Annotated in this window: 11 protein-coding genes; 8 read left to right on the top strand and 3 right to left on the bottom strand. The window is 64.9% G+C overall.

Translation table 11 applies throughout. The features are described 5' to 3' along the window. Positions 1-4: 4 nt before the first annotated feature. Complete coding sequence (locus tag OK015_RS26240; protein WP_268127557.1) at positions 5-682, bottom strand: IclR family transcriptional regulator; 678 nt, start codon at positions 680-682, stop codon at positions 5-7. A gap of 127 nt (positions 683-809) precedes the next feature. Between OK015_RS26240 and OK015_RS26235 the strand changes: the two genes are divergently transcribed. Genes OK015_RS26235 through OK015_RS26200 form a run of 8 tightly spaced genes read left to right on the top strand, consistent with a single transcriptional unit; the run spans position 810 to position 9,974 of the window. Then, positions 810-1,673, top strand: a complete 864-nt coding sequence (locus tag OK015_RS26235; protein ID WP_268127555.1) for an alpha/beta fold hydrolase — start codon at positions 810-812, stop codon at positions 1,671-1,673. Continuing rightward, positions 1,673-3,397 (top strand): bifunctional 3-(3-hydroxy-phenyl)propionate/3-hydroxycinnamic acid hydroxylase, encoded by a 1,725-nt coding sequence (locus tag OK015_RS26230; protein ID WP_268127554.1) that lies wholly within the window; start codon positions 1,673-1,675, stop codon positions 3,395-3,397. Before OK015_RS26235 ends, OK015_RS26230 begins: the two co-directional genes overlap by 1 nt. After that, positions 3,345-4,262, top strand: coding sequence for a 3-carboxyethylcatechol 2,3-dioxygenase (locus OK015_RS26225; RefSeq protein WP_268127553.1), 918 nt, complete (start codon positions 3,345-3,347; stop codon positions 4,260-4,262). Before OK015_RS26230 ends, OK015_RS26225 begins: the two co-directional genes overlap by 53 nt. A gap of 11 nt (positions 4,263-4,273) precedes the next feature. Beyond that, positions 4,274-5,971, top strand: coding sequence for an FAD-binding protein (locus OK015_RS26220; RefSeq protein WP_268133126.1), 1,698 nt, complete (start codon positions 4,274-4,276; stop codon positions 5,969-5,971). Positions 5,972-5,989: 18 nt separating this feature from the next. Beyond that, complete coding sequence (locus OK015_RS26215; protein WP_268127551.1) at positions 5,990-7,294, top strand: LLM class flavin-dependent oxidoreductase; 1,305 nt, start codon at positions 5,990-5,992, stop codon at positions 7,292-7,294. Between the two features lie 31 nt (positions 7,295-7,325). Next, positions 7,326-8,165: a coniferyl-alcohol dehydrogenase gene (locus OK015_RS26210; protein WP_268127548.1), complete on the top strand. Its 840-nt coding sequence runs from the start codon at positions 7,326-7,328 to the stop codon at positions 8,163-8,165. Then, a complete protein-coding gene (locus tag OK015_RS26205; RefSeq protein ID WP_268127545.1) occupies positions 8,158-9,141 on the top strand; it encodes a cyclase family protein in 984 nt (327 codons plus the stop codon). The genes OK015_RS26210 and OK015_RS26205 overlap by 8 nt, the downstream gene beginning before the upstream one ends. Before the next feature lie 20 nt (positions 9,142-9,161). Next, the gene (locus OK015_RS26200; protein ID WP_268133124.1) at positions 9,162-9,974 is read left to right on the top strand and encodes an alpha/beta fold hydrolase; all 813 of its coding nucleotides are present in this window, start codon (positions 9,162-9,164) and stop codon (positions 9,972-9,974) included. Here OK015_RS26200 and OK015_RS26195 read toward each other — a convergent pair. Next, positions 9,962-11,596, bottom strand: coding sequence for a multicopper oxidase family protein (locus OK015_RS26195; protein WP_268127543.1), 1,635 nt, complete (start codon positions 11,594-11,596; stop codon positions 9,962-9,964). The two genes, OK015_RS26200 and OK015_RS26195, sit on opposite strands and share 13 nt — an antisense overlap. A gap of 99 nt (positions 11,597-11,695) precedes the next feature. Next, a complete protein-coding gene (locus OK015_RS26190) occupies positions 11,696-12,454 on the bottom strand; it encodes an SDR family oxidoreductase (protein WP_268127542.1) in 759 nt (252 codons plus the stop codon). Positions 12,455-12,456 lie beyond the last annotated feature (2 nt).

Raw genomic sequence — 12,456 nt, 5'->3', positions numbered from 1 at the left:
CCCTTCAGCTCAGCAGCTCGGATAACTGCTTCGCGGCTTTGACGACCGCATCCCTGCCGCGCAGCACGACATCTTCGCGATGGGAGATGAGGTTGATACAGGTCGGCGGGGACGGTGCCGGGCGGTGGACCGCCACGGCCAGGCCGTAGGTGTTCGGTTCGATCTCTCCATAGGTGCTCACCCAGCCACGCTCGCGCGCTCGCGACACCAGGTCCCGTTCACCCGGGCGCGGGGGAAGGCTTGCGAGCAAGGCGATTCCGGCCGCGCCACGGTCCAGCGGATACCGGCTGCCCTCGTGGAAGGACAGTTGGTAGGCGACGTGGCTCGGCACGATCACCGCGACCGCCACCTGTTGGTCACCCTCGGCGACGAGCAGGGACACGGTGGTGCCCAGCTCGTCGGCCAGAGCACGCAGCGTAGGCAGACTCAATTGGCGCACATTGCGGTCGAACGACGCGCCGAGCACCGCGAGGCCGGCGGCCGGCCGGTAGCGCCCGTCTTCTCCCTTGGCTACCAAGCGGAATTGCGCCAGTGTCGACAGCAAGCGATACGCGATGGTCCGGTGCACCCCGACCTGGTCGGCGAGCTGCTGCACGGTCAGCCCGGTCGGAGAATCCGCGACCATTTGCAGCGCCGTGATTCCCCTGGCCAGCGTCTGCGAGCCGGTACCCGAACCCGTCACAGCCTTGACATACCTCCATGTGAGAGCGAAGCTCTAATATATAACGCACATTAGTGTGCGATATTCGCACACTCGATAAGTCTAAAACGAGAACCAGATTTCCACCAGTAGTGGGCAGAGAGGCGCCGTGGCCGAGTTCGAAAGCATCTGGAGCGATCTTCAGGGTGTCGCGTTTGAGCAGGGCTATCTCAACGCCGGGGGCGTCAAGACCCGCTATCTGCGCGCCGGCGACCCGGGCAAGCCGGTGCTGATGCTGCTGCACGGATCCGGTGGCCACGCCGAGGCTTACGTGCGCAATCTGGGCGCGCACGCCGAGCATTTCTGGACCTGGTCGATCGACATGCTGGGGCACGGGTACACCGACAAGCCGGGCCACCCGCTGGAAGTCAGCCATTATGTCGAGCATCTGATGGCCGTGCTGCGCACCATCGGTGTGGACCGTGCTTACCTCAGCGGCGAATCGCTCGGGGGCTGGGTGGCAGCCCGCACCGCGGTCGACCATCCGGATGTGGTTGAGCGACTTGTCCTTAACACCGCCGGTGGCTCTCAGGCCGATCCCGTGGTGATGCAGCGAATCATCACGCTGTCCATGGCGGCCGCCGAGAACCCGACCTGGGAAACGGTGCAAGCCCGCATCAAATGGCTGATGGCCGACAAGTCCAAGGATTACGACGACCTGGTCGCCAGCCGCCAGCGCGTATATCGCCAACAAGGATTCGTCTCCGCGATGAGCGACATCATGGCATTGCAGGACCCCGAGATTCGCGCCCGCAACATCCTCGGTCCGGATGAATACGGGTCGATCGTCGCACCGACGCTGGTGCTGTGGACCAGTGACGACCCCACCGCCGACGTAACCGAGGGGCGCCGCATGGCGTCGATGATCGCGGGCGCGCGGTTCGAGGTGATGCCCGGTTGTGGTCACTGGCCGCAATACGAGGACGCCAAGACCTTCAACCGCTTGCATCTCGACTTTCTGCTGGGGCGCTGATGGCAGCCGCCGGGCACCAGGCCGATGAGGTAGACGTCGACGTTGTCATCGTCGGCGCGGGCCCGGTCGGCCTGACGCTGGCTAATATCCTTGGCGCCCAAGGTGTCCGAACGCTGTTGGTCGACGAACGCGACAGCCTGATCGACTACCCCCGCGGGGTCGGCTTGGACGACGAGTCGCTGCGTACGTTTCAGTCGATCGGTCTGGTCGATCGCGTCCTGCCGCATACGGTTCCGAACCAGATCCTGCGCTTCGTCGACGGCAAGCGCCGGGTACTCGCCGAAATGGCGCCTCCCGACGCGCGTTTCGGGTGGCCGAAGCGCAACGGGTTCGTCCAACCTCTCGTCGACACCGAATTGCTGGTCGGTTTGGACAGATTCGACTGCGTCGAGGTTCGTTGGAGCCGGCCGATGACTACCTGTGCGGAAGTCGACGACGCGGTCACGGTTGAGCTTGGCGGCGACGGTGGCAGCACTACCGTGCGGGCGCGCTACGTCGTCGGCTGCGACGGCGGTCGCAGCATGACCCGCCGGATGATGGGTGTGTCGTTCGACGGGACGACATCGTCGACGCGCTGGCTGGTCGTCGACATCGCCAACGACCCGCTGGGCCACCCGAACAGTGAAGTCGGCGCCGATCCCGAACGTCCATATGCCTCGATTTCGATCGCGCACGGAATTCGGCGCTTCGAGTTCATGATTCACGCCGACGAGACCGACGAGCAGGCCGAGGACCCGGTGTTCCTCAAGCAGATGCTGGCGCGCATGGTGCCGCAGCCCGATCGGGTCGACGTGATCCGGCGCCGGGTGTACACCCACCACTCGCGAATCGCCGGTGCGTTCCGCAGCGGCCGGTTGCTGCTCGCCGGCGATGCGGCGCACCTGATGCCGGTGTGGCAGGGGCAGGGCTACAACAGCGGTATCCGGGATGCGGCCAACTTGGGTTGGAAGCTGGCGGCGGTGGTCAGCGGCCGGGCCGGCGATAAATTGCTGGATACCTACGACATGGAACGCCGCAAGCACGCGCGGGCCATGATCGACCTTTCCACGATGGTGGGTCGCGTCATCTCGCCGACCAACCGTCGCGTCGCTACGGCGCGCGATGTGCTGGTGCGGTCGGCGTCAATTGTGCCCACTCTCAAGCGGTATGTGCTGGAGATGCGATTCAAGCCGATGCCGCGCTACGAGTACGGGGCCGTCGTGCACTCGGTGAATCCCAAAGCGCCGCACGGGACCGAATCGCCGGTGGGCACGCTGTTCATCCAGCCCCGGGTGGACACCCGTACTCAGCAGGACGTGCTCTTGGACGATGTGCTGGGCCCCTGGTTCGGCGTGCTGTGCTGGAACAACAACCCGCGCAAGATTCTCGGTGATGCGGCCTTCGCGAAGTGGAAGGCGTTGGGCGCCCGCTTTGTTGCGCTGCGGCCGTCGACTCAGCTGCACTGGACCGGACACGACGATCCGGATGTCGTCGTCGTGGGCGATCGCACCGGCGGGCTCAAGTCCTGGTTCGACGTGCATCAGGAGTCGGTGGTGTTCCTGCGCCCCGATCGGTGCATCGCGGCTGCCTGCATCGCTCAACTCGCTCCCGAACTCAGCGCGTCGCTGCTTGATGCCCTCACGCTCGTCCCGGGAGGGGGTGATGTCGACAGTGGCAATGGCTCTGTGCTGTATGTCCCACAGCCCGCTCCTGAATCTTCCGGGGCCGTCGCGGGTCCTGCTTGACGACATCGAGGGTGCCATCGCGCAGGCCCGGGAATTCGTGCGCGATTACGATCCCGAGCTCGTCGTCATCTTTTCTCCGGATCACTACAACGGATTCTTCTACAAGGCGATGCCGTCGTTTTGTATCGGCTTGAATGCCAATGGAGTTGGCGACTACGGCACACACGCCGGTCCGCTCGACGTCCCCACCGGCCTGGCCTCACAATGCGCGGAGGCCGTGCTCGGCGCGGGCATCGACGTGGCGGTATCGGCCAGCATGGACGTGGATCACGGCACCGTGCAGCCGCTGGAGAAGCTCTTCGGGGACGCGTTGGCGTGTCCGGTGATACCGATCTTCATCAACGCGGTCGCGATGCCACTAGGACCGTTGCACCGGTGCCGGGCCTTGGGCGCCGCCGTCGGCACCTATCTGGCCACGGTGGACAAGCGGGTCCTGGTGATTGGATCCGGTGGACTCTCGCACAGTCCTCCGGTGCCAACGCTGGCGACCGCGCCTCCGGAGGTTCAAGAGCGCATTGTGCAGGGCCGGCCGATGACATCCGAGCAGCGACAAGCCAGGCAGGCCGCCGTCATCGAGGCGGCCAAGGCCTTCGCCGGTGGCGATAGCGAGCTGCAACCGCTCAACCCGGCGTGGGACCACCGCTTTTTGGAGATCATCGACGACGGCCGACTCACCGAGTTCGATCTTTGGTCGAATGCGTTCGTGCTCTACGAGGGCGGTAGCTCGGCGCACGAAGTCCGTACCTGGATAGCGGCTTTCGCCGCGCTGGAAACCGCGGGTCAGTATGAGACGAAGCTGCGCTATTACAAGCCGGCCGAAGAACTGATAGCCGGGTTCGCCATCAGGACGGCGACGCCGACATGACCGGTGCGCAGATGGACGGCTTCGATCACGTCGTCGACGTGCTGATCGTCGGATCCGGCGGTGGCGGCATGGCCGCCGCCCTGACCGCGCACGCCTGTGGACTCGACGCGTTGGTGGTCGAAAAGTCCTCCTACTTCGGTGGTTCCACCGCGTTGTCGGGCGGGGGCATCTGGGTGCCCGGGGCGCCCGCGCAACGCCGGGAGGGCTATTCGCCGGATCCCGAAGGTGTGGTCGAATACCTGCTCAAGATCACCGAGGGTCTGGTCAGCGAGGCGCGTATCCGGCAGTACGTCGACTCGGCACCAAAAATGCTGGAGTTCCTCGAGGGACTTTCCGGATGGTTCGAATTCGTCTGGAAGCCCGGCTATGCCGACTATTACCCGGAATTGCCCGGCGGCTCCGAACTCGGCAGCACCATCAATGTGCCGGCCATCGATCTACGGAAACTGGGCGTCGACGAGCAGAAGCTGCTCCAGCCGTTGGCGCTGGCCCCTCGGGGAATCTGGCTGGGTCCCAAGGACCTTCGGACCTTCTACCGCATCAGGCAGTCATGGGCCGGCAAGGGCGTGCTGCTGAAGCTGATTTGGCGGATGGTCAAGGCGAGGGCCTTCAACGAGCGGATGGCCGCGATTGGGCAGTCACTGGCCGCGCGGCTGCGGTTGGCGTTGCGAGAGAACGGTATTCCGCTGTGGTTGGACGCGCCGATGACCGAGTTGATCACCGGCGTCGACGGCTCGGTGACCGGCGCGGTCCTCGAGCGGGACGGCGCCACGCAGCGAATCGGTGCGCGCCGCGGGGTCATCCTGGCTTCCGGAGGCTTCGATCACGACCTTGCCCGGCGCAAGGAGCACCTACCGGTGGTCGACCAGGATTGGAGCTTCGGAAATCCCGCCGCAATGGGTGACGGTATCCGCGCGGGCGAAAGGGTAGGCGCCGCCACCGACCTGCTCGACGAGGCGTGGTGGTTTCCGGCGATCCAATGGCCGGATGGCCGAATGCAATTCATGCTGAACGAGCGGATGATGCCGGCACAATTCATCGTCAACGGCGAGGGTAAGCGCTTCATCAACGAGGCGGCGCCGTACATGGACTTCGGCCACGCCATGATCGACGGCCAGAAGTCCGGGGTCACCCATATCCCCTGCTGGCTGATCACCGATCACCGATCGTTTAATCGCTACGTCGTCGGCGGCCACCTGCCGATACCGAAACTTCCCGGCGCACCGGTGCCCACCGGCCGTAAGGTTCCGCAGGCTTGGCTGGAATCCGGCGTGGTCAAAGCGGCGACGAGTTGGGACGAGATGGCCACCAAGATCGGTGTTCCGGCAGCCGAACTTCGGTCGACCGCAGCTCGTTTCAACGAACTCGCGCGCAAGGGTCACGACGACGACTTCAACCGAGGGGACAGCGTTTACGACAACTACTACGGCGATCCGACCCTGCCCAACCCCAATCTGTATCCGCTGGGTGACCCGCCCTACTACGCGTTCCGCATCGTCCTCGGCGATCTCGGGACCTCGGGTGGTCTGCTGACCGACGAATACGCCCGAGTGCTGCGGTCCGACGGCACCACCGTGCCCGGGTTGTATGCGGTGGGTAACACCTCCGCACCGGTGATGGGCCGCAGCTATGCGGGCGCCGGGGCGACCATCGGTCCCGCCATGACCTTCGGCTTTGTCGCCGCGAAACACCTTGCCAGCCAGGCCTAGTCTCTTGAGGAGGTAACAATGAAAATTTCACTGTTCTACGAGTTCGCCCTACCGCGCCCGTGGGCACCGGACGACGAACATCTCATGTTGCAGGAATGCCTGGACGAGGTGGAGGCCGCCGACAAGGCGGGATTCTCCACCGTCTGGCTGACCGAGCACCACTTCCTCGAGGAGTACTGTCACTCCACCGCGCCGGAGATATTCCTGGCCGCGGCCAGCCAGCGGACCAAGAACATCCGGCTCGGGTTCGGCATCATGCACCTGCCGCCCCTGGTGAATCACCCGGCCCGGGTGGCCGAACGCATTGCCACGCTTGATCTTTTGTCCAACGGGCGTGTCGAGTTCGGCACCGGCGAATCCTCCTCCGTCGGTGAGCTGGGCGGGTTCAACATCGACCCCGCCGATAAGCGCGCGCAATGGGAAGAGGCGCTCGAGGTCTCGATCCGGTGCATGGTCGAGGAGCCCTTCTCCGGTTTCGAAGGCCGGCACGTGCAGATGCCGGCACGCAACGTGGTGCCCAAGCCGTTGCAGAAGCCGCATCCCCCCGTCTGGGTTGCCTGCACCCGGCCGGCGAGTGTGCAGATGGCGGCTCAAAAGGCGATCGGGGCTTTGAGTTTCGCCTACACCGGTCCCGGCCCGCTGACCGAGCGGGTCAACGGCTACTACAAGGAATTCGAGGAGAACGGTGTGCCCGTCACACCGCAGATCAATCCGAACATCCTGGCCATCGGCGGCGATCTGTCGATGATGGTCGCCAAGACCGACGACCAGGCTCTGCAACGCCTCGGGCAGGGCGGCGGATTCTTCTCGTTCGGCATCATGCATTACTACATGACCGGCGTGCACACCCCCGGGCGGACCGGAGTGTGGAATCGCTACCTCGAAGAGGTCGAAAAAGACCCGACGCTAGCCTATGGCCCCGGACGTGGCGCGATCGGCTCGCCGGCCACGGTGCGGGAGTTCCTGCGCGGCTACGAGGAGAGCGGCGTCGACGAGATCATTCTGCTGCTCAATCCGCGCAGCCACGAAGGCACGATGGAATCCATCGAGCTGATGGGCAAAGAGGTGCTGCCGGAGTTCATCGAGCGCGACCAGAAGGCGGTGGCCGAGAAGACCAAACGGCTCGAACCCGTCATCGAAAAGGTCGAAGCGCGGCGGCCCCGGTCGACCGCGCCGAAATTCGATGAAAACTACTCCTTCGGCGGCCTGCCCACCGGTCGTGGCGGTAAGTTCACTGCCAGCGAGATCCCCGAGGCCATGGCGGAGATCAACGAGGGCCGGGTCCAGGCGGCGCAGCGCGCCAGGGAGGAGCGCGGCAAGTGATTCTCCGAAGGCCGCTGGCTTAGGAAGAGCGTTGGGAGCAATCGACGGGTTGTGGCGATACGACGGCCGCCGCGCGGTGGTGACCGGATGTGCTTCGGGCATCGGCGAACACGTGGTCCGGCAGCTCACCGAACTCGGGGCCGAGGTGGTCGGTCTTGACAAGCGCCGACCGTCGCTCGGGGTCAACGAGTTTCATGAGCTCGACCTCGCTGACCCGGAATCGGTCGACGGCGCGATAGCGTCCATCGGCGGATCGGTCGACACGCTTTTCAACGTCGCCGGCGTCTCCTCCGGGATCGGCAACCCGACGCTGGTCGCCACGATCAACTTCCTGGGCCTGCGGCATGTCACCGAGGCGCTGGTGCCCAAGATGGCCGCGGGATCGTCCATCGTGAGCGTGTCCTCGCTCGCGGCGGCCTCGTTCCGGGAACACGTGGCAGCGGTGGCGCCGCTGCTGCACACCGAGACGATGCAAGAGGGCATCGACTGGTGCCGCGCGCATCCCGACGCATTGGGCAACGGCTACCAACTGTCCAAGGAAGCGATCATCTTCTACACCATGCGCAGCGCCACGCCGTTGGGCGCCAAGGGCATCCGGATCAACTGCTCCGGGCCCGGGGTCACCGAGACGCCGATCCTCGATCAGCTGCGCACGGCGTATGGGCAAGGTTTCCTGGACGACATCCCCAAGCCCCTCGGGCGCGTTTCCGACCCCGCCGAGCAAGCTGCGGTGTTGCTCTTCTTGAATAGTGGTGCAGCCAGCTACATCACCGGACAGATCATCTGGGTCGACGGCGGAAACGTGGGCGCGGCGATCGCTCGCGAAATCGAGGAAGGAGCCCCTCCATATGAGTCGAGCCGACATGACTGATTTTCGGCGGGCCGCGCGTGACGTCTCCAACTGGGGACGGTGGGGCGACGATGATGAGCTGGGTACCCTGAACTTCATCACCGCGGACAAGGTCGCCCAGGCCGCGAGCCTGGTCCGGCACGGCAAGGTGTTTGCGCTCGGCGTCGACTTCGGCGCCTCCGGCCCGCAGGGCGCCTTCGAGTTTCGGCATAACCCGGTGCACATCATGACCGTCGACGGCGGCGATGTGAACACGCTGGCCAAGTACGGGCCGAGCTGGCCGCGTAACCCGGTGGCCCATCAGCTGAGTAGCTACATGACGGCCGACAACCCGTTTCGTTTCAACGACGACATGATCATCATGCCGCTGCAGGCGGCCAGCCAGTGGGATGCGCTGTCCCACGTCTACTACGACGACCACCTGTACAACGGCTTCCCGGCGGATTCGGTGACCAGTTTGGGCGCTTATCACTGCGGCATCGACAAGGTCGACGTCAAGGGCATCACGTCGCGCGGGGTGCTGCTGGACCTGGTTCGCCATCGTGGGGCGGAGGTTTTCCTCGAAGCCGGAAACCCGATCTCACCGGAAGAACTCGACGATGTGGTTCGCGCCCAGGGCGTGACCATCGGGCGGGGCGACATTGTGCTGATCCGGACCGGTTGGTGGACAAGGTTTCTGATGACCGGAAACAAGACAGAAGGTTATTCCGGACTGGACTGGCGATGTGCCCAATGGCTGCATGATCACGAGATCGCGGCCGTGGCCGCAGACAACCTTCAGGTCGAAGACCTGGAATCCGGGGTCGACGGGATTACCTTCCCCCTGCATCTGCTCTGCCTGCGCGACATGGGAATGATCTTCGGCGAATATTGGGATCTCACCGCGCTGGCGCAGGACTGCGCCGCCGATGGCGTCTACGAGTTCCAGCTCGTCGCCCCGCCCCTGCGGGTGGTCGGCGCGGTCGGCTCCCCGGTCAACCCGATCGCGATCAAGTGACGGACTTTGCGCGCAAGACCATGCTGGTGGACGGCCTGACCACCGGTTACCTGGAGGCCGGCGAAGGCGATCCGGTGGTGCTTCTGCACGGCGGTGAGTTCGGTGCAAGTGCCGAACTTGGTTGGGAACGCAACATTTCCGCGCTGGCGGCGCACTACCGGGTGCTGGCTCCGGACATGCTGGGCTATGGAAATTCGGCGAAGGTCCTCGATTTCGTCGACGGCCGGGGGATGCGCATTCGGCATCTGGCCCGCTTCTGCGAGGTCCTCGGCATCGACTCGGCGCACTTCGCCGGCAATTCCATGGGGGCCATCAACCTGCTCAACGACGCCACGTCGGAGGCGCCGCGGTTGCCGGTCCGTAGCTTGATGATCATCTGCGGTGGTGGAGAGATCCAGCAGAACAAGCACTTTGAGGCGCTGCAGGAGTATGACGCGAGCCTGCCGGCCATGCGCCGTATCGTCGAAGCTCTGTTCCACGACCCCGGTTATCCGGCCGACGAGCAATACGTGGGCCGACGCTACGAGTCGAGCACCGCCCCCGGTGCATGGGAGGCGGTGGCCGCGGCCCGCTTCCGCCGACCCGGTTCAGCGCGGCCGACGACGCCGTCGACCACGCGAGCCTACGAACGCATCGGCGTACCGACGCTTGTCGTCGAAGGAGGAGAGGACAAGCTCCTACCTGCGGGCTGGGCCGCCGAGATCGCCAAGCAGATCGACGGCGCCCGCTCGGCAGTGGTCGCCAGCGCCGGTCACTGCCCGCAGATCGAGCAGTCGTCGACCGTCAACGAGCTGCTGCTGGAATTTCTCGGCGCCGGGCCTCAGAAGACGTAGTCCAGGATGGTCTGCATCCCGGCAACTTGATGGTAGTTGTTGTGACAGTGCATAACCCACCGCCCCGGATTGTCGGCGACCAAAACGGCGTTCAGCTTCTGCTTGGGGAGCACGATCACGGTGTCTTTGCGGGCGCCTGGGGTGCCGTCGGCTTTGATGACCTGGAATGTGTGTCCATGTAAGTGAATGGGGTGATACATCATCGTGGTGTTGTCGAACGTCAGGGTCGGCCGCTGCCCCTGACGTATTTGCAACGGATTGGTCTTGCTCCACGGCTCGCCGTTGATCATCCAGTTGTACTGCATCATATTGCCGCCCAAAACGACCGGAAGGTTGAGGTTGGGATCGGGTCGGCCCAAGTTGACCGGCGTTGCGGCGGTGAACATCTCGATGGTGCCCACTCGTTTGGTGAGTTCGGGCGGTTGGAACTGTGGATCGGGCGGGCTCCCCTTCCCGGTGGACAGCAGTGCTCGTGCCAGCGCGTTCTTCCCTTCGGCCAGTGCGACCAATGGGAAGACACCGTCGGCGGCCGTCACGATGACGTCGTAGCGTTCCGCCATACCGATCAGCAGGGCGTCGACTTGAGTGGGCACCACCGGGAAACCATCGGTGTGAGTGACTGTCATCGAATGTCCGGCCAGCGCGACGCGAAATGCGGTGTCGGCACCGGTGTTGATGAAACGGATCCGGATGCGCTGACCCGGCTTTGCCTCGAAGGTCGTGGGAGCCGCCGGAATTCGACCGTTGATCAGATAGTACGGGTAGGCGATGTCTCCGGCATCGCCGCCAAGAAGATCGCTCGTGCCGACGCGTCCGGCCGGTGCCGTCGGCGCAGCGGGGGTCGGGCTGGCCGAGGTGGTCCCGCTCGTCGGGGTCGTCGGGCTCGTCGATGTAGTCTCGCTCGTCGAGGTTGTCGGGCTCGTCGAGGTCGTCGGTGCCGGAGCCGGCATGCCGGACATCGGCGGCTTGCCCGGATTGGCCAGTTCCTCGTACCACTGTTGCGGGGACTTCCCGATTCCATCGGTCCAATCATCAAGGACGACAATCCATTCGGCGTCGTAACTATCCTCGGTCGGATCTTCGACGATCAACGGCAGATAAAGCCCGACGTCGTCTTGGAGGCCGACGTGTGGGTGGACCCAATAGGTGCCCGAATTCGGCACGGAGAACTTGTAGGTGAAGTCCTGGCCGGCGTCGATATTCGGGGTGGCGGGCTCCGCGCCGTCCATGTCGTTGCGCAACGCAATACCGTGCCAATGCGCCGATGTCGGCTCGCCGAGCCGGTTGGCGACGTTGACCACCAGCTCGTCGCCGACCCTGGCCCGGATCGCCGGCCCCGGGATGGTGCTGCCGAATGCCATCGTCCGGACTATCGGTCCACCCAGGTCGATCTGCGTCACCTGCGGGGTCAGACTGGCGGTCACGGTGCGCCCGCTGCGCGGCCGGGCCGCCTCCGCGGCGTTGATCGCGTCGGTCATCTGAGCCGCGGCGCTGGGCGCCGAGGGCGTGGCGTGGCCGCACCCCGCCAGGGTCAATCCGCCCGCGATGCCGGCCGCCATGAACCCGCGCCGCGAAAGCCGCGTCCCGTCGAAGGAAACCCCACTGGTGGGTAGCACCGGCATTAATCGCTCCTTGTCGTCGGTCGACACGTGCCTGGCGAGTTATACCGTGCTAGGGAGTTAGCCAGAACGCAACCACTGACCAAGAATTGTTGCCGGGTGTCAGACGCCGTGCGCCCGGGAAGCCGTCCAATCGCCGAAGGCGGTGGGGTAGATACGCACTTGCTCTCCGTCGATGGGAACGATGCTGCCCTCGTCCAGCAATGCACCGAAATAGCGTGCCTCGGGGTCGGTGATCACCTGGCGCGCATCGCCGGTTGCGGCAAACCAGATCCGAAGGAAGTCGTCCATGCCTCGCTTGTCAGGTCCGGCGATGTTGATCAGCCCGGCCGGGGCGCCGATTGCCGCGCGGGTGACGGCCGTGGCGACGTCCGCGGAAGCAATGGGCTCGAACGCTGCATGCGGTGCGCGAACCGTGTCGCCGTCGGCCAGCGAATCGGCAATGCCGCCAACAAATTCGAAGAACTGCGTGGCCCGCACGATGGTGTGTGGGGTTCCCGATTCCACGATCACCTTCTCTTGGGCGACCTTGGCTCGCATGTAGCCGCTGTCGGGTAACCGGTCGGCGCCCACGATCGAGAGCCCGACGTGGTGCTGTACGCCGGCCGCCCGCTCCGCCTCGAGGAGGTTGCGAGTGGAGGTGGTGAAAAACTCCATGACGTCGTCGTCGGCCCAGGACGGGGAGTTGGACACGTCCACCACCGTGTGGACACCGGCGACGGCCTCGGCGACACCTTCGCCAGTGACGGCGTTGAGACCCGAGCGCGGTGATGCCGGGACAGCTTCGTGGCCCTGCTCGGCCAGCATGGCGACGACCTGCGACCCGATGAGCCCGCTGCCGCCGACGACCAAAACCTTCATGA

Origin of the sequence: Mycobacterium sp. Aquia_216 (genome assembly GCF_026723865.1) — a bacterium.
Lineage (GTDB): Bacteria > Actinomycetota > Actinomycetes > Mycobacteriales > Mycobacteriaceae > Mycobacterium.
This window is presented reverse-complemented; position numbering and strand designations above follow the sequence as displayed.